The 17,908-nt window shown below is 63.4% G+C and carries 12 protein-coding genes; 8 read left to right on the top strand and 4 right to left on the bottom strand.

The features are described 5' to 3' along the window. Positions 1-29: 29 nt before the first annotated feature. The 5 genes from FYJ68_RS02680 to FYJ68_RS02660 all read left to right on the top strand — a co-directional run bounded on the left by FYJ68_RS02680 (position 30) and on the right by FYJ68_RS02660 (position 7,243). Entirely contained in the window at positions 30-1,931 is a 1,902-nt protein-coding gene (locus FYJ68_RS02680; RefSeq protein WP_229771954.1) for a subtype A tannase, read from the top strand. A 204-nt stretch (positions 1,932-2,135) separates the two neighbouring features. Further along, complete coding sequence (locus FYJ68_RS02675; RefSeq protein ID WP_154433739.1) at positions 2,136-3,446, top strand: AI-2E family transporter; 1,311 nt, start codon at positions 2,136-2,138, stop codon at positions 3,444-3,446. Between the two features lie 240 nt (positions 3,447-3,686). Further along, a complete protein-coding gene (locus FYJ68_RS02670; protein ID WP_154433738.1) occupies positions 3,687-4,463 on the top strand; it encodes a MerR family transcriptional regulator in 777 nt (258 codons plus the stop codon). Positions 4,464-5,173: 710 nt separating this feature from the next. After that, positions 5,174-6,052: an ABC transporter substrate-binding protein gene (locus FYJ68_RS02665; RefSeq protein ID WP_154433737.1), complete on the top strand. Its 879-nt coding sequence runs from the start codon at positions 5,174-5,176 to the stop codon at positions 6,050-6,052. A gap of 294 nt (positions 6,053-6,346) precedes the next feature. Next, a complete protein-coding gene (locus FYJ68_RS02660; RefSeq protein ID WP_154433736.1) occupies positions 6,347-7,243 on the top strand; it encodes an ABC transporter substrate-binding protein in 897 nt (298 codons plus the stop codon). A gap of 124 nt (positions 7,244-7,367) precedes the next feature. Here the strand turns inward: FYJ68_RS02660 and FYJ68_RS02655 are convergent, their stop codons facing one another. From FYJ68_RS02655 to FYJ68_RS02645, 3 genes are all read right to left on the bottom strand, one after another. Further along, positions 7,368-8,084 (bottom strand): DUF554 domain-containing protein, encoded by a 717-nt coding sequence (locus FYJ68_RS02655; protein WP_326832174.1) that lies wholly within the window; start codon positions 8,082-8,084, stop codon positions 7,368-7,370. Positions 8,085-8,210: 126 nt separating this feature from the next. Next, entirely contained in the window at positions 8,211-11,450 is a 3,240-nt protein-coding gene (locus FYJ68_RS02650) for a DEAD/DEAH box helicase (RefSeq protein WP_154433734.1), read from the bottom strand. Between the two features lie 69 nt (positions 11,451-11,519). Continuing rightward, positions 11,520-12,452 carry a DMT family transporter gene (locus FYJ68_RS02645; protein ID WP_195837687.1) on the bottom strand — a complete coding sequence of 311 codons (933 nt, stop codon included), beginning with the start codon at positions 12,450-12,452 and terminating at the stop codon, positions 11,520-11,522. 326 nt (positions 12,453-12,778) lie between these two features. On the opposite strand from FYJ68_RS02645, the gene FYJ68_RS02640 reads away from it, so the two are divergent. The 3 genes from FYJ68_RS02640 (at position 12,779) to FYJ68_RS02630 (ending at position 16,578) form a co-directional block, all read left to right on the top strand. Further along, positions 12,779-13,513: an iron-sulfur cluster assembly scaffold protein gene (locus tag FYJ68_RS02640; protein ID WP_154433732.1), complete on the top strand. Its 735-nt coding sequence runs from the start codon at positions 12,779-12,781 to the stop codon at positions 13,511-13,513. Positions 13,514-13,537: 24 nt separating this feature from the next. Next, the gene (locus FYJ68_RS02635; RefSeq protein WP_154433731.1) at positions 13,538-14,542 is read left to right on the top strand and encodes a GGGtGRT protein; all 1,005 of its coding nucleotides are present in this window, start codon (positions 13,538-13,540) and stop codon (positions 14,540-14,542) included. A 995-nt stretch (positions 14,543-15,537) separates the two neighbouring features. Further along, entirely contained in the window at positions 15,538-16,578 is a 1,041-nt protein-coding gene (locus tag FYJ68_RS02630; protein WP_154433730.1) for a hypothetical protein, read from the top strand. Positions 16,579-17,042: 464 nt separating this feature from the next. Here the strand turns inward: FYJ68_RS02630 and murI are convergent, their stop codons facing one another. Next, positions 17,043-17,813, bottom strand: coding sequence for a glutamate racemase (gene murI, locus FYJ68_RS02625; protein WP_326832173.1), 771 nt, complete (start codon positions 17,811-17,813; stop codon positions 17,043-17,045). Between the last annotated feature and the right edge of the window lie 95 nt (positions 17,814-17,908).

Below are 17,908 nucleotides of genomic sequence, written 5' to 3'. Positions count from 1 at the left end.
CGACGCGGTACGGGGAAATGGGGTCCACCATGACTCGCGGTGACGGCCACCTTGGTGGCGAAAAGAGCCTTACGAGAAGGTCGTTCCTGCTCGCCGGCCTGATGGGTGCCGCGAGCCTGGCGGGCTGCTCGTCCGTCCCCGCACTCCCGATGGCTGGTGGCTCGGACGGGACGACCTCCCCCACGGGGGGATCGGCCCACGGCGATGGAGCCGCCGTCACCATCGACGAGGCCGCATGGCGCTATGACCGGGACAACGACATCTACTACCAGATCGGCGTCCGCTACTGCGCAAACCCTGCCGCGTCCGAATACGAGTCGATGGCAATCTACGTACCCGGCGCGTACTTCGTCGGCACGAGCAACGGCAACGGAACCTACACCTGCCACGTGGACGAGTCCGCGACGGTGGGTGCCTACGCGGCATCCGCCGCACCCGTGGTGATCCCCGTGAACACCGCGGGCTACTCCGCGCAGAGGGCACCCGCCTCCTACGAGCCGGACGGCCTCGCCGAGTACCTTGAGGCGGGGCTGGTCTACGTCTACGCCGGCTGTCGCGGTCGCAACAACGGGACGAACCCGGACGGAACCGCGTTCGCAGGCGGCGCACCATGGGGCGTCACCGACCTCAAGGCAGCCGTGCGGTGCCTGCGCTACAACGCCGGCTCCATCCCCGGGGGAGCCAAGCGCGTCTTCACCTTTGGGCACTCGGGCGGCGGGGCGCAGAGCTCGCTCATGGGAGCCACGGGGGACTCCGCGCTCTATACCCCCTACCTGCAGGCGATCGGCGCCGTGCTCACCGACGACTCCGGGACTAGCATCAGCGACGCAATCACCGGCTCCATGTGCTGGTGCCCCATCACCGCGCTCGATATCGCGAACGAGGCCTACGAGTGGATGATGGGACAGTTCTGCGCCAGCGGGACGAGGGCGGGCGGAACGTGGACCGCGCTCTTCTCCCATGACCTTGCCCGCAAGTTTGCCGGCTACATCAACGACCTCGGCATCACCGACGTCGACGGCAACACGCTCACGCTGCAGGAGGGCGGGGAGGGAATCTACACCTCGGGCAGCTACTACGACCAGGTGAAGTCCGCGATCGAGACGTCGCTCAACAACTTCCTCCAAGACACGCGATTCCCCTATACGCCCGACTCCAGGTCGATGGCGGACGGCGGGTTCGCGGGAGGTGGAGGGACGGGAGAGAGGACCGCGGGCACGGATGGCGTGGACTGTGCCGTGATGCACGTTGCCTCCGCAGCGACCGAGGACGACAGCCCGTCGGACGGGAACGAACCAGTCACCTACGACACGGCGGAGGACTACATCGCCTCGCTCAACTCCGACACCGAATGGATTGCCTACGACCCCTCGTCCAACACGGCAACCATCACGAGCGTGGGCGAGTTCGTGCGGCACCTCAAGCGCACCTCCAAGGACGTGGGAGCCTTCGATGCGCTGGACAGAAACCGCGCCGAGAACTTCCTGTTTGGCAACTCGCATGCGGACGCCCTGCACTTTGACCCCATCATGTCCGGCCTGCTCGAAAGCGAGAGGGACAAGTACGCGTCATGCGATGACTATCAATCGGACTACGTGAGCGCCTACGCGGGTGACATGGACAACACCGACGGCCTAGGAACCAAGAGCTCCGTGCGTCAGGACATGTACAACCCCATGTACTTTGTGGCAGAGGGGCTCGACGGATACGGGAGCTCGACGCCGGCGCCGCACTGGCGCATCCGCACGGGGATACAGCAGGGCGACACGTCGCTCACCACCGAGCTCAACCTCGCCCTGGCACTGAGGGCAAACCCGGCGGTCAAGGACGTTGACTTCGCCACCGTGTGGGAGCAGGCGCATACGACCGCGGAAAGAACGGGGTCGAGCACCGAAAACTTCATCTCGTGGGTCAGGGACTGCTGCTCGTAGGTCGGGTGCCTCCAGGCGAGAGGCGCGGGCAGGCGAAGACCTCGTGACGCCGGCGGGATGGGCATCTGAGCCAGGCGGTGCTTGTCTCTCCCCTTTCCTTTCTCTGGTACATTCCTTACAAGTCTCGCGGATGGTATCGCAATACTGCTGAGAGGAAATGTCCTGCCCTGGCTGGGGCGGCATCGCCGCAAGGCTTTGACGGCGATGCGACCGGGGGCGACAAACGCCCAGACCAACACGGAGGTGCGCGTGAGCCACTTTGGCCTCAACAACGAAAGGTACTCGACTATTAGCCGCTATGTCATCGCGACGGCCATCGTCCTGGTGCTCGTCGTCAATGTGGGCATCTACCTACCACAGATTGGGAAGGCGCTGGGAACCGCGGGCGCATGGGTCCTCGCGATCATGAACCCGCTCGTCATCGGCGGGCTGGCGGCGTGCCTCCTGTGGCCGGCGGTCACGCGAGTCGACTCCTCGCTCGCCCGCGTTGGCATCCTCCCGCGGTCGGACGGCGCCCGGCATGCGCTGTCGGTCGTCATCGTGGTGCTGGTCGTCGCAGGACTGGTCACCGTGATCGTCTCGGCAATCCTCGCGTTTGTGACCAACAGCATCCGGTCGATCTCGTTTGGCAACCTCGCCGAGCTGGTGGGCTACATCAAGAGCAGCATGTCCCTGGCGTTCCAGGGAATCGAGAAGGCAGCGCTGTCCCTGGGTGCCAGCCAGGCGGACGTGGACGCCGCGCTCGGTAGCCTCCAGCACATCTTTGCCACGTCTGGCGGAAACCTGGGGCAGACCGTGACCTCGAGCTTTGACGCGGTAAAGGACTTCCTCTCGAACACGGTGCTCGCGACGGTGATCTGCGTCTACTTTCTGATCGATGCCCGGAACCTGGCAGACTACTGGCGCCGGGCGCTCGACTCCATGCTGGGCGAGAACGCCTACGGACACCTGCAGACGTTTGCCGACGACGTCCGCCGCGCGTTCACGGGATACATGCGCGGTCAGTTCATCGATGCCCTGCTCATGGGCATCGCGGTCACCATCTCGCTGTCGGTGGTGGACGTTCCGTACGCGGTCCTCATCGGCATCGCCACGGGCATTGGCAACCTCATCCCCTACGTGGGGCCCATCGTGGCATACGCCGCCACGGCCCTCTCGTGCCTGATTGGTGCCGACCTCACCACGTTCGTGGTTTCGGTCATCGTGCTGGCGGTGATCCAGTTTGTGGACGGCCAGATCGTGAACCCCAAGATCCTGTCAGACTCCGTGGAGGTCCACCCCATCGTCGTGATCGTCGCGCTCATCGTTGGCGGCAAGGTGGGCGGCGTGCTTGGCATGTTCGTGGCCGTGCCGTGCGCCGCTCTGGTCAAGATTTACTTCGAGAGGTTCGTGGCGTGGCGGGCGTCGAGGCTCTCGCACCGCGGGGACGAGGGGCCTGTGGGCGACTCCCAGGACGCAAGCCAGCCCGCAGATAATGGCAAGGCCGACGGGGCAACGATACCCGCGAATGACTGATTCGCGAGCCGGGGGTGGCGCTTCTCTCCCCTGGCCATGACACATGGGAGAGACGGCGGTTGGCGGTTCCCACACGCGCAGGGCTCCATGAGACTCGGAGGCTCTTCGAGAAAATGGCCGCCGTCCGACTACTCCGCCACGCACTCGAACCTGCCGCGAATCCCCGCTTGACCCTCAAGTCGCTTGAGGCCTTACCATCTCTGTCAGAAAGTCAGGGCCAACGGAGAGGAGGAGGCTAGCATGGGAGCAGGGCGGAGCGAGGAGTCCTACACGGTCGGGCAATTTGCCGAGCTTACAGGGACCAGCGTGAGTGCGCTCCACCACTACGAGCGGTGCGGGCTGATCCATCCCCGCCGCCTCGCGAACGGTTATCGCGTGTACGGCCACGAGGAGGTGGACCGCATGCAGCAGGTCCTTCTCTATCGCGAGCTTGAGATGGGATTACCCGAAATCCGCCGGATTCTGGACAGCCCCGACTTCGACAGGCGGGAGGCCCTCGCGTCACACCTCGCGGGACTCAGGGTGCGGCGGAACCACCTGGACGGGGTCATCAGGAGCGTGGAGCGATCGCTCGCAGAGATGGACGGAGGTGCGCCGATGCGCGCGGAGGAGAAGTTCGAGGCGTTTAAGCGGGGGCTCGTCGACCAGAACGAGGAGCGCTACGGGGCAGAGGCTCGCGAGCGATGGGGCGACGAGGCGGTCGATGCGTCGAACGAGCGGTTCATGGGGTTGAGCGGCGAGGACCTGAAGCGAGCCAACGAGCTTGAGGCAAAGGTGCGGGACGAAGTAGTCGCGGGCCTCGCAGACGGTGACGCAGACGATGCGCACGCCCGAGCGGCAGTGCAGGCGCACGCGGCGTGGCTCAGCCTCTTCTGGCCCGAGGGAGCCTACTCCCCCCAGGCGCATCGCTCGCTGGCACAGATGTACCTTACGGACGAGAGGTTCCTCGCCTACTACGACGCCTGGGCACCCGACGCGGGCAGGTTCCTTGCGAGCGCGATCGAACGTCTTGCCTAGGGGCTGCTGAGGAAAACCGAGCTGTGGCAGTCCCCTAACCCGTCCGGCGGGGTCCCCGACGAAGTCTGCTGAGGAAAACCGAGTTGTGGCAATAGCGAGGCACGGAAGAGGGCGCCTTTGCCACTGATCCACCGATTTCCTCGGTGATAACGGCTTTCGGATTGCCACAACTCAAGATTCCTCAGCACCTTCGGCGCTCGGGTCCCGCCCACCTCACTTGGGACTGCCACAACTCAAATTTTCTCAGCAGCACTCGCCCGTGTCGGGCACCCACAGCTGGTGGCACATCCCCTGATCAGACCCCCATGCAGTTCAATAAGATTTGGCGCGGTTAGACCCACCCTATCCACGTCAATCCTTACGAAACTTCAAGTTCAATCAAGCTTGACGCGTTTAGGGCACCCAAAACGCGCGTTTCTTTACGAGACGGGGAGGCACCACGCGATTAGGAGGGTGAGGAAGCAACCTCCGCCAAAGCCCGCATTCCACGGTGGGAATGTCGGACGAATGCACGCTCGTCCCCATCGTATGCATGAATCTACATTTATTTCAACTCGTATCGCTGGTTTGCGAATTTAGTTCATTTCCAAATCCATTTTGTTACGGATGTCGAATGTGGTCCCCAGTGTGGCCGCAACGACAATAGAACTAACTCAGCGCACGGAGACACCGGGCGTCAGGTGCAAGCAACAAGGGACGGAGACACTAGCATGAAGGCAAACCTTTCTCGTCGCGACTTCCTCGCCGTCTGTGGCCTTGGCCTCACGGCCGGTCTTGTGGGTTGCGGTTCCACCTCCGGTAGCTCCAGCAGCACGGGCTCAAGCTCGAGCTCTGACTCCTCCGCGTCTGACTCCTCCAGCTCCTCGACCGACTACAACCTGGTCAACGACGGCAAGCTTACGATGATCAGCAACTTCAACTTCCCGCCGTTCGTCTCCATTGATCCCGACAGCAAGGACTTTGTTGGCTTTGACGTGGACATGTACAAGGAGATCTGCAAGAGGCTCAACCTGGCAGAGAACATCCTCCCCTCCGTCCAGTTCGACACCATCGTCCCCACCATCAAGCAGGGTGGCAAGGCCGACATCTCGCTGGGCGCCATCACCATCACCGACGACCGCAAGGAGGAGGTCGCGATGAGCGACCCCTACCTGGACTCCAACCAGTCCATCGTGGTGAAGAAGGGTGCCTCGGCGACCACGCAGGACGCCCTCAACGCCGATGGTATGCAGATTGCCGTGCAGTCCGGAACCACTGGCGAGGACTGGGCCAAGGAGAACCTGCCCAACGCCACCATCGTGCCCCTGGACGACATCATCCAGGCCATGACCGGCGTGCAGAGCGGCCTCTACAACGCCTGCGTCGCCGACCTGCCCGTGACCGAGTACGAGATCAAGATCGCCTATTCCGACCTCGAGATTCCCGACGGCGGCGAGATCCCCACGGGCGAGCAGTACGGCGCGGTCATCAACAAGAACAACACCGCCCTGCTCAAGGCTGTCAACAAGGCGCTGAAGGACATCAAGGCGGACGGCACGCAGGACACCATCGAGAAGACCTGGTTCGGCTCCGTCATCTCCTCCTCATAGCCACAAGATCGACCTCCCTTCCGTCGGTACTCCCAGTCTCCAACGCCGACGGAGCCGATAGGGCCCGCGACATTGTCGTGGGCCCTATCGTTATTTATAGAATATGCAAATACTTGGCTGTTTATTCGCTTTCTTTTACGTTTTGAGTCTTTCTTATAACTTTTAAGTTACGTTGGACGCGACACCGGCGCCCACCCTAAAAGCAAGCGGCACAATGCACTCAACGCACGGAGCAACCCCCGGGCGCGCAACTGACAGCCAAGCAAATAGGGACGACGAGGGATGGTGGGAGCCATGACAGCTTCGAACGAGAGGAACATCACCAGGAAGGAATTTGTGAAGGGGGCCGGCTCTGCACTCGGAATGGCGTTTGCGATGGGCCTTGCCGGCTGCAGCTCGGAAGGCGGCTCTAGTTCGGCCTCGTCCTCGTCGGCCTCGTCCTCGGATTCCGCCGCCGCAGCAGACTCCAGCGCGTCGGGCGCCAGCGAGTACATCCTCGTGACCGAGGGCAAGCTCACAGGCGTCTCGGACATGGCGTATCCCCCGCTCGAGTCCATCCCAGACGGCTCCACCACGCCCGAGGGCTTCGAAATCGACATGATGGACGCCCTGGCGAAGAAGCTCGGCCTAGAGATGACATGGCTCTCGCCCACCAAGTTTGACACGATCATCCCCATGATCAAGCAAGGCGGCAAGGCCGACGTGGGCGTCTCCGCCTTCACGATCACCGACGAGCGCAAGGAGGAGATCGACTTCACCGAGTCGTACCTCGACTCCAACCAGGGCCTGGTGACCCAGAAGATCGCCACCGACAAGACCCAGGAGGCGCTGGACAAGAGCGGCAAGAAAATTGCCGTGCAGTCCGGCACCACCGGCGAGGACTGGGTGAAGGAGAACCTGCCCAACGCCACCTGCGTCCCGCTCGACGACGCAATTCAGGCCATGACCGGCGTGCAGAGCGGCCTCTACAACGCCTGCGTGATCGACCTGCCCGTTGCCAGCTACATGTGCACCAAGTCGTACACCGACCTGACCGTCGCCATCTCCATCGCCACGGGCGAACAGTACGGCATCGTCGTGAGCAAGAAGAACACCAAGCTCACCAAGGACCTCAATGCCGCCATCGAGGAGATGAAGTCGGACGGCAGCCTGGACGAGCTGGAGAAGAAGTGGTTCGGCACCACGATCTAGGGTTCGGACGTCCAACGCCAGGGCCCCGCGAGAGTGCACGCAACCTCCCGCGGGGCCCTCTTCTCCCAACCAGGCGAGAGGGGCGATGCATCCGACCCGCAGCCCCCTCCGCCAGGATCGACCGCTACACCAGACCCGCCACCTGCATGAGCGGAACCAGCACGAAGGGCACGAACGCCGCCGGGAGCATGTTTGCCACCTTGATGTTGGTCACCTTGAGAAGGTTGGTGCCCACCGCAAACAGCAGGAGCGACCCCGTGCATACCACCTGCGTGATGACCGCCTTGGTGACCACGCTCCCCAAGAGCGCCGCCAGCGCGGAGAGCACACCCTCGTAGGCGAGAAGCGACAGCCCGCAGAACGGCACGCCAATGCCCATGGTCGCCGCGAGGGGCACGCAGACCACCAGGTCGATGAGGCCCTTGGCCACGAGTGTGGAATGGTCCAGCTGGATTCCGCTCTGGATGGAGCCCATGATCGCCATCGCGCCCGTGCACGTGAAGAGCGTTGCCGCGACGAAGCCCTCGCTAAAGCTCCCCAGGCGCTCCGACCCGGCAAAGCGCTCGTTGAGCCTGCGCTGCACCCGCTGTCCAAGTCGGTGGACGTGGCCGTCGATGTCCAGCCGATAGCCAATCAGGCACCCCAGCGCCATCGCAAGGGTGACCACGATCACGCTGCCACCGTTGACCATGCCCTGGACGCCCACCAGCACCACGGCAAGGCCCTGGCCCTTCAGGAGGAAGTCGCCCAGGTCGTCCGAGACGCGACCCTTGAACAGCAGGCCGATGATGCCGCCGGCGGCAGCCTCCAGTCCATTCACCAACGCACCCAGCAGTATCACGACAACCCCCAACAGACGACCTTACACACGGTGGAACAGCATATCCCCCAGGGAGACGACATGCCAGCGGGATGGGCAACGGGCGAGAGGAACTCCCCTCTCCCCCGTCGCCCGGAACGCCTGGCGCTAGTCGCCCAGCAGCTCGATGAGGTCCTCCTTGCGGAGCGACCCCAGGCTCATGCCGCCACCCGTGCCCACGACCTGGTCGGCAAGGTCGCTCTTGGCGTCCTGCAGCGCAAGGATGCGGTCCTCGATGGTGTCGCGTGCGATCACCTTGTACACGGTCACGTCCCTGGTCTGGCCAATGCGGTGCGCGCGATCGGTGGCCTGGTCCTGCGCGGCAGCGTTCCACCACGGGTCGGCGTGCACGACCACGGACGCGCCCACCAGGTTGAGCCCCGTGCCGCCCGCCTTGAGCGAGATCAGGAACACCGGGGTGTCGTCGGCGTTGAAGGCGTCCACCAGCTCAAGGCGACGCCGTTTGGGCGTGGCACCCGTGATGGTGTAGTAGGGCACGTCCCTCTTGTCCAGCTCATCCGCGATGATGTCCAGGTAGCTGGTGAACTGCGAGAACACGAGCATCTTCTGCTGGGCGTCCACCACCGAGTCCACCAGGTCCATGATGGTCTGGAGCTTGCACGAGGGGCCATCGTAGTCCTCGTAAAGCAGGCGGGGGTCGCAGCAGATCTGGCGCAGGCGCGTGAGCTCGGCGAGCACCTGCAGCTTCTGTGTGCCAAACGAGTCGTCGTCGCCCTTGCTGAGCGAGAGGCGCAGGGCCTGCTCGTGCGCCAGGTACAGGCTGCGCTGCTCGCCCTCCATGCGCGCGTACACCACCTGCTCGAGCTTGTCGGGCAGGTCGCGGAGGACGTCGGCCTTGAGCCTTCGCAGCACGAAGGGGCCAACGGCCTCGCGCAAGCGCTCGGCCACCTCGTCGTCACCCTCCGAGATGGGTGTCTCGTAGCGCTCGCGGAAGCGGTCGTAGGAGCCCAGGAGCCCGGGCATCAGGAAGTCGAAGATGCTCCAGAGCTCGGACAGGCGGTTCTCGATGGGCGTGCCCGTGAGGGCAAAGCGGTGCTGGGCGTCGAGCGCCTTCACGGCTCGGGCGGCAAGGGTCTCGTGGTTCTTGATGTACTGGGCCTCGTCCAGCACCTCACACCAGAGCGGCATGCGCGCCCAGCTCTCCACGTCGCGGCGCAGGAGGTCGTAGGAGGTCACGTAGACCTCGTGCGACTCCCCGCGCACGCGGGATCGCTCCGGGACGGTCCCCGCCACCACCGCGACGTCCAGCTGGGGGGCAAACTTCTCCAGCTCCGCCTGCCAGTTGTACACCAGCGAAGCGGGGCAAACCACGAGGGTGGGGCCGCTCCCCCTGCGTGCAAGCAGCAGCGAGATGAGCTGCACCGACTTGCCCAGGCCCATCTCGTCGGCAAGGATGCCGCCAAAGCCCATGTCGCACAGGGCGCTCAGCCACTGGAAGCCCACGACCTGGTACGGGCGCAGGCTCCCTCGCAGACTGGCTGGAAGCTGGTAGCGCGAGGGGTCCACGGAGCGGAACGACTCCACGTAGTCGCGGAACGAGGCGTCCTTCTCCTCGTCCCCCATGATCGAGTCGAGCAGGAAGGCCTTGTACGACGGAACGCTCACGTGACCTCGTGCGAGATCACGTGACGAGAGGCCCAGCTCCTCGGCCAGGCGCTCCGTCTCCCCCAGGTCAAGCTTGGAGAGGTCCAGAAACGACCCGTCGCGCAGCCGGTGGAAGCGACGGCGCTTGCGGTAGCTCGAGAGGAGCGCGTACAGCTCGTCGAGCGGCAGGTCGGTGGCCGAGACGGACAGGTCTATGAGGTTGGAGCGCACCGACAGCTTGAGTCTGACCTCGGGCTTGGAGCGGTTGAGGAGGTGGTCGAACTCGGGCGTGGTGTAGACGGAGCCGATGCGGGAGAACTCCGGCACGCCCTCGAACATCAGCCGAGCGATCGCCACGTCGGCCTTTGCGGGGATGGTGGCCATGGCACCCTCCCCAACCGTGAGGTAGCGCTGCGCGAGGCGGCGCGCGTCCGTCTCGGCCGCGATGTCCCTCCCCACGTCCAGCTGCTGCCCCAGTTCGCGGGCGAGGACGTGGTAGCGCCTCTCGCCATACACCGCCTGGACGTCGCAGGTCACGCCCACGTCACGGAAGTCGAGGTAGAACTCCAGCTTGCAGGGAACGGGACGGAGGCGCGCGACCTCCTCCGGAACGCTCACGCTCATGGCATGCTCGAGCTGCGGGAGCAGCGTCGCGGCAAAGCGTGGCGCATCCTTTTGCGAGAGGGTCAGGTGCGGCGTGGTGCTGTCATAAACGCCGGTGAGGAACGTCGCCTGCGCGGCAAGGGCAGGCGTGCAGCGAAACAGCGTGCCCGACTGCACGGCATACAGGTGCGACCCACCGGAGAAGAACTCGGCTTTCCCACGGCGCACCAGCTCAAAGCCGTCGTCGCCCGCCTCCACCACGTTCAGGGCGACGTTGGGGTCGCCGTCGCGCACGGTGACGGTGCGACGCTCGCTCGACTGGGAGGAGGACTCAAACACGAGCTCGCCGTCCAGCATGACCTGCAGCAGGTCGTCCACCTCGGGGCCCGAGAGGCGCAGCTCGCGACCCGGCATGGCGGAGGACTGGCCGCTCGAGGCGTACACACGGCCGTACATGCGCTCCGACGCGTAGGAGCGCCGGTTCTGCACGCAGCGCGCGAGAAAGTCGAGAAGCTCGCGCGAGCGCGGGTCGAAGGCGTCCGGGTCATGGACGAACGCCAGCTTGCGGCCATACTCGCGGAACGCCCTGTTTGAGACGTCGGCCACGAGGTCGCTCAGGCTGCGCACAACGTACGCCCCGCGCGAGCCGCACACGCGCAGCCTCAGGAACATGTCACGGTCGTGGACGAGTGTGGGCTCCAGGCGGATGCCCCCCGGAGGCTCGGGGGTGGCGGTGCCCACGCGGGGGCGGGCGGCAAGGGCGACGCGGTCAAGGTACTCCCCCAGCACGGTGGACGTGCTCGCATGCTGGAGCCGGTCATAGCCTCGGTACTTGGAGGGGTCGCGGTTGAAGTCGAGCGCAAGGGCGATGCTGTGCTTGCACGGGCCGGGATAGCGCGCCGCCGCCGGGCAGGTGCAGTCAAAGTCCAGGACGGTGTCCGCAGCCTCGTCGAACTCGATGCTCGCGTCGTAGTGGTCCGCGTACCCCGACGACGACGCCACCTTGCCCCTGAGCCTGGTGACGCCCCCGTCGTACGAGCACTCCCGGTCGCGAATGCTCGCGCCACGCTGGGCGATGATGCGACCACGGCCGAGAATTGCCGGCCTGCAGACCTTGTTGAGGGCGATCTCAGAGATCAATGGCGCCTCCCGCGAGTCATGCCCCTCTCACCCGCCGTCCCGTTGGCGGGAAGGGCGCAAACTCCTAGGTTAGTCCCTCGCGGGCACTTCGTGCGACTCTATTTCGCTCGCGGCGCGCCTACCCACCCAGATTTCGCTCACCAGCACGGCGACGAAGATGAGCGCAAAGCCCACGGCCAGCTGCGGGGTCAGCGCCTCGCCATACAGCGTGACGCTGAAGAGCACCGCGAAGACGCTCTCGAGCGAGAGGAGCAGCGCGGCCTTTGCCGGCTGCACGTGCTGCTGGGCCACGTTCTGGATGAGGAGCGCCGCGACGGACGAGAGGAGGACCACGTAGGCCATCTGGGCCCAGAAGTCGGGGGTGAGCGTGGCGAAGTTGGGCGTTGGCTCAACGGCCAGGGAGTAGCCGAGGCAGATGAGCGAGCTCACGGCAAACATCACGATGGTCATGGTCACCGCGTCGTGCGCGCTCCCTACCCTGCCCACGGCAACAATGTTGAGCGCGAACAGGACGGCGGAGACCAGGGTCAAGAGGTCACCGCGACCGAGGTAGAGCCCCATGCTCCCGTCGAGCGAGAGGAAGCCGACTCCCGCCAAGCACAGGAGTGCGCCCACGACGTTGTTTGCGTGGGGGCGATGACGGGTGACGGCCCAGTTGAGGAACGGGACCATCACGCAGTAGGTGGTGGTGAGGAACGCATTGCGGCCCGGAGTGGTGCCGTCCAGTCCCACGTTCTGCACAAGGAAGGCGAGACCCTCGGGAATACCGATGAGGAGCCCGGCGAGCACGTGGGACCAATCGAGGTTCGCCGCGAGGCGTCGCCAGAAAAGAGCGACCATCACCAGGGTCGAGAGCGCAAAGCGCAGGGTGAGGAGCCAGCCGGGGGTCATCTGCCCCAAGGCCCCCTTGAGGACGATGAACGACCCGCCCCAGATGGCCGCCACCGTGGCGAGGAGGACCTGGTAGCCCCAGGTTGGTATGCGTGGATGCCTGACTTCCATGTGTCGCATTGTAACAGGCGCGCCATGGCGGCAGGCTACGCGGACGGGGGAGACGCCCCTCTCCCCTTGGTCGCGGCACGCTTCCCCCGGCGTCAGGGTTATCTTGGATGTGAATAACGGAGCCCTCATGAAGTTGACCAGTGAATAAAGGGCCACCCCCTATTTTGAATGTTGTCGCCGTTCACGGATACGGCCTTGCATCCGCTGGCCTAAAATGAATGTGTCTGGCATGTTGCCGGCGGTGCCCTGCCATCCAGGGGGACGGCGTGGCGCCGAATGTGCGTCTGGGACAGGGCCCGGACGCCGTTGTGGTGGAGAGGAGAATCATGCAGTATTCCGCAGAAGTGGAGAAGATGTGCCCCGTGACCAAGGGCGCATACCACGGTCCTGCGCCCATCCCCGAGGAGGGCAAGTGGGTCCAGGCCAAGGAGATTTCTGACATCTCCGGCTATACCCATGGTGTGGGCTGGTGCGCTCCCCAGCAGGGTGCCTGCAAGCTGAGCCTCAACGTCAAGGAGGGCGTCGTCGAGGAGTGCCTGATCGAGACCATCGGCTGCTCGGGCATGACCCACTCCGCCGCCATGGCCGCCGAGATCCTTCCCGGCAAGACCATCCTCGAGTGCCTCAACACCGACCTCGTGTGCGACGCCATCAACGTTGCCATGCGCGAGCTCTTCCTGCAGATCGTCTACGGCCGCACCCAGACCGCGTTCTCCGAGGGCGGCCTGCCCGTGGGCACCGGTCTCGACGACCTGGGCAAGGGCCTTCGCTCCATGGTGGGCACCATGTACGGCACCAAGGCCAAGGGCGCTCGCTACCTCGAGCTCACCCAGGGCTACGTCACCCGCATGGCCCTCAACAAGAACGACGAGATCGTGGGCTTTGAGTTCCTCAACCTGGGCAAGTTCACCGACGCCGTCAAGGCCGGCACCGACCCCAAGGAGGCCGTGGACAAGGCCATGGGCCACTTCGGCCAGTGGGACCAGGCCGTGAAGTTCATCGACCCCCGCACCGACGAGGAGACCCACGACCCCGAGTCCAAGTTCCCCGTCCACGAGTAGAAGAAGAGGAGGCTGAATAACACCATGGCAGTTACGTTTGAGGGTTACGAGCGCCGCATCGACAAGGTCAACAAGGTGCTCGACAGCTACGGCATCAACGGGCTCGAGGATGCCGAGAAGATTTGCCTGGACAAGGGCGTGAACGCGCGCGACATCGTGTTTGGCGTCCAGTCCATCGCCTTCGAGAACGCCGCCTGGGCCTACACCGCGGGCTGCGCCATCGCCATCAAGAAGGGCGTCAAGACCGCCCCTGAGGCTGCCTCCGCCATCGGCGAGGGCCTCCAGGCCTTCTGCGTGCCCGGCTCCGTCGCCGACGAGCGCAAGGTCGGCCTTGGCCACGGCAACCTGGGCGCCATGCTGCTGGGCGAGGACACCGAGTGCTTCGCCTTCCTCGCCGGCCACGAGTCCTTCGCTGCCGCCGAGGGTGCCATCGGCATCGCAAACAATGCCAACAAGGCCCGCAAGAAGCCGCTCCGCGTCATCCTGAACGGCCTTGGCAAGGACGCCGCCCAGATCATCGCCCGCATCAACGGCTTCACCTACGTGAAGACGCAGTTTGACTACTACACGAGCGAGCTCAAGATCGTGGAGACCATCCCCTACTCCGACGGCCCGCGCGCCAAGGTCAACTGCTACGGCGCCGACGACGTCCGCGAGGGCGTTGCCATCATGTGGCACGAGAACGTCGACATCTCCATCACCGGCAACTCCACTAACCCCACGCGCTTCCAGCACCCCGTCGCTGGCACCTACAAGAAGGAGCGCCTGGCAGCCGGCAAGAAGTACTTCTCCGTAGCCTCTGGTGGCGGCACTGGCCGTACCCTGCACCCGGACAACATGGCTGCCGGCCCCGCCTCTTACGGCATGACCGACACCATGGGCCGCATGCACTCCGACGCCCAGTTTGCCGGCTCCAGCTCGGTGCCCGCGCACGTCGACATGATGGGTCTCATCGGCATGGGCAACAACCCCATGGTCGGTGCGACCGTCGCCTGCGCCGTCGCCGTCGAGGAGGCCATGAACAAGTAGGCTTTCGCCGCTTGTCTGGTTTGCGTTCTGCATTGGGACCGTCACCTGCGAGGTGGCGGTCCCTTTTTTCTGTGCGAGGCGACCTGGACGAGACGGGCGAGGGGTCGGCTGCTGCGCGGCCTTTCACGCTGGCCTCACCCTCTCGCCAGGTTGCCACCTTTTCTGCCACGATGAGGGTGCCAACCGGAGCGGCGTTTCTTTGTCCCGGCAACCCCTTTCCCCAGATGTCCGGCTGTGTTCGCCCCTTTCACCGTACGCATCTCCACTCGTTGCTTGATTAAGTCAAAGAAGGGCATGGACGGTTGCCCACTGGCTCGGAGGCCCATGCCTGGCTGTCAGGCGGCAGGGCATACCCGCCTCCCGGCAACCGTGGACAAAACCGCCCGTTCTGCCAGAGGCTCGCGTCGAGGGGACCCGCTTCCCCGCAACCGTGGACCAAACTATATGCCCGGGACTATTGGCAGACCAGGCACCTGAACCCGCGTTCTACAGGTGGGCCAACGGAAGGTAAATGCCCCTGCCAGAAAGTACACCACACGTGTACACACAGAATGGACTTTCTGACTGCGTAGAATTGCCGATGCCCTGCCAACAGGGGAAACTCCGCAGAGGAGGATGGCCTCGCCAGAAACCTCGTACCGTGTGTACACCCGGGATGGACTATCTGACATCTGGGGGGTAAGAAGGGTTAGTCCCGTCAAAAATCCCACACTGCGTGTACACACGGGACGCACTTTCTGGCAAGGGGGAGATCTCAACAGCTTTCCAACGGGGAGATGCGCCACTTCCATCCATGATGAATTCGACAGGCTCCTCTTTTATGCGCACATATTTTTATGTTCTTTTCATTGATTGCGGCAGTCACAGTATCTTGTTTTATGCCATCTAGCTGGTGTTATCTGTCATTAATGCACATATTGAAGGGCAATGAAAGGTACATGCAACTCTCGTTTGTGATGATGGTGTCATGACGTGACACCAGGAAGGGGGCTTGCGTGATCGACAGTAACGACGTGTACATTTCGCACATCACCGCACTATGGGTCTGGGCATTGCTTTCGCAACGAGGGCAAAGAGCAACATCCTTTGAGACGGTGCCTCCGCCATGCTTTGAAGGAGGCCTGCGTTCTTCGAATGTCCAAGCTGCCAGAGCAACCCTGCAAGAGTTTCTGGAGGTAGTGGACATTCCTGGGGAGATTGACGTCCTCGTGCAATCGAACCACCAGAGGCACATCGTACGCAACGCCCGCACTCACACGTGGAAGGCACAGATGCCCCTTGGCTCCTATCGACGCATATGTGACAACGTACTGGTCTGCTGTCCCGAGTTCTGCCTCATGCAGATGTCCACTTCACTCTCGCCAGTTGAACTCGCTCTTCTAACCTGTGCTCTTGCGGGAAACTATTTTCCGGCAGATTGCTCCAAGGGCTTTATTGAAACGAGAGGAATCCTGAATCTGATGTCACTCGAACGATTTCTCTCCGATGTTCCTTCGCGCACCATGGGAATCAGACGATGCGGCAAGGCATTGAGCTACGCCTTCGAAGGCCCCCGATCACCAATGGAGTCTGCGACAGCGCTCCTGCTGACAATGGGACGGCGCGACGGGGGCTATCATCTCCCAAGACCAACGCTTAATCACAGAATCAATCTGGGACGTACAGCGAGGCAGATTTCTGGAACTGATCATTACGTTATTGATTTCTACTGGCCGCAGATTCGATTTGGTCTCGAGTACAACGGCATCGAATATCACACCAATGTCAGCCGCGACCTGCGTCGAGAGCTTGCGTTGAGTGAGGAGGGGATCACGATTCAGGCGCTTACCATCGAACAGGTGCTAGACCAGGCGCAGCTAAGGTCGGTGGTAAGAAGAATTGCCGAACTACATGGCCTACGGCTTCATCGGCCACCCGCAGGATGTCCCCAAGCTCGCTACAACCTAATTAACGCACTCTTTCCCTGGGATCCCGATCTGCGTAAATTCAGGCAACCACGGTATGCAATTCCGCAAGAATTCTGCCTAGAGGCATGATAAAAAAACTCCTTCAATCAGCGAGCCATGTGACCCCCTCGCGTTCACTGCCCTTCTCTGGAAGCCGTCTCGTGTGTACACACAGGACACGTTCTTTGACGGTGAAAAGTTATGAAGCACCATCATCCTGGGAAAACGCATGGCATTTCCCTTGATCTTTCAATAATCCCGTCCCGTGTATACACACGGGACGCATTCATTGACATAGAAACCAATCATTGTCCAATGGATGACAGAAAGTCCGTTTCGTGTGTACACGCGGGATGACATTTTTGACGAGGGAATGGGCTATTGCAATGCGAAAGCCGTCGCGATGGTCAGAACCCAGCTTCCGTGTGTACACACAGAACGCGTTCTTTAACATAGAACAGCCCGAGCGGGATTACGCACCAGCTATCACGGAACAAAGATTTGAAGTTGGGCCAGCGGGCATTTTGCCGACATAGAGCAGCCCGCACGGAAGACTACACCGGCAACGTATAGAAGTGCCGGTACAGCTCGATCTCCTGCGGGGTGCTCTTGCTGGAGCGGAACTCGACGCCACCCTCGGCATCGTCCGGAGCGAGAAGCCCGCCCTCCCTCAGCAGGTGGCCAAGCTGATGGGCGGCACCGGTGCCACCGTCGAAGAACGGGACCTCCCCCAGGACGTCGGCGATCTGCCTCTTGATGAAGGGGTAGTGCGTGCAGCCGAGGACCACGGAGTCGACCTGCCCGCGATACTGTCCCACAAGCCTTTGGAGCAGCGCGTGGAGCTCCGGGGAGTCAAGGTCGCCCGTCTCGATCAGCTGCACGAGCCCCACGCAGGGCACGCAGATGACCTCGGACTCCCGCCCCCACTCCTCGCGGAGGTCGCGGAACTTCTGCAGCCGCAGCGTCGCAGCCGTCGCCATCACCAGGATGCGACGATGCCGTGGAGCGAGCGCGGCGGGCTTGAGCGCCGGCTCGCACCCCACGATGGGAATGCTCGGGTACTTCTCGCGCAGGTAGCTGGCCGAGGCGGAGGTCGCGGTGTTGCAGGCGATCACGATCGCCTTGGCCCCCTCGGCGATGAAGCGGTCCATGATGTTCGTGGAGAGGGAGCGAATCTGCTCCACCGGCTTGTCTCCGTACGGCGCGTTTGCCGAGTCGCCAAAGAACACGAAGCGCTCGTGCGGAAGCTCGGCCACCAGCCTCTTGAGCACGCTGATGCCGCCCAGACCGGAGTCGAAGACCCCAACGAAGTCGCCGTTAGACACATCCGCCCCTTCTCGCGGCGCGAGCCTCCGCCCGCGCAGACACCCGACACAACACCCGTAAGCATACCCCTTGGGCGAGATGGGCATCTCCCCTC

The sequence above is a fragment of the Olsenella porci genome, from assembly GCF_009695875.1.
GTDB lineage: Bacteria > Actinomycetota > Coriobacteriia > Coriobacteriales > Atopobiaceae > Olsenella_H > Olsenella_H porci.
The sequence above is the reverse complement of the archived record's forward strand: the minus strand, read 5'-3'. Positions and strand labels throughout refer to the sequence as shown.

Excerpts from the sequence above, each read along its gene's own strand:
- FYJ68_RS02660 (WP_154433736.1), top strand. The coding sequence starts at position 6,347 with ATGACAGCTTCGAACGAGAGGAACATCACCAGGAAGGAATTTGTGAAG.
- FYJ68_RS02680 (WP_229771954.1), top strand. The coding sequence starts at position 30 with ATGACTCGCGGTGACGGCCACCTTGGTGGCGAAAAGAGCCTTACGAGA.
- FYJ68_RS02640 (WP_154433732.1), top strand. The coding sequence starts at position 12,779 with ATGCAGTATTCCGCAGAAGTGGAGAAGATGTGCCCCGTGACCAAGGGC.
- FYJ68_RS02670 (WP_154433738.1), top strand. The coding sequence starts at position 3,687 with ATGGGAGCAGGGCGGAGCGAGGAGTCCTACACGGTCGGGCAATTTGCC.
- FYJ68_RS02675 (WP_154433739.1), top strand. The coding sequence starts at position 2,136 with ATGCGACCGGGGGCGACAAACGCCCAGACCAACACGGAGGTGCGCGTG.
- FYJ68_RS02665 (WP_154433737.1), top strand. The coding sequence starts at position 5,174 with ATGAAGGCAAACCTTTCTCGTCGCGACTTCCTCGCCGTCTGTGGCCTT.
- FYJ68_RS02645 (WP_195837687.1), bottom strand. The coding sequence starts at position 12,452 with ATGGAAGTCAGGCATCCACGCATACCAACCTGGGGCTACCAGGTCCTC.
- FYJ68_RS02635 (WP_154433731.1), top strand. The coding sequence starts at position 13,538 with ATGGCAGTTACGTTTGAGGGTTACGAGCGCCGCATCGACAAGGTCAAC.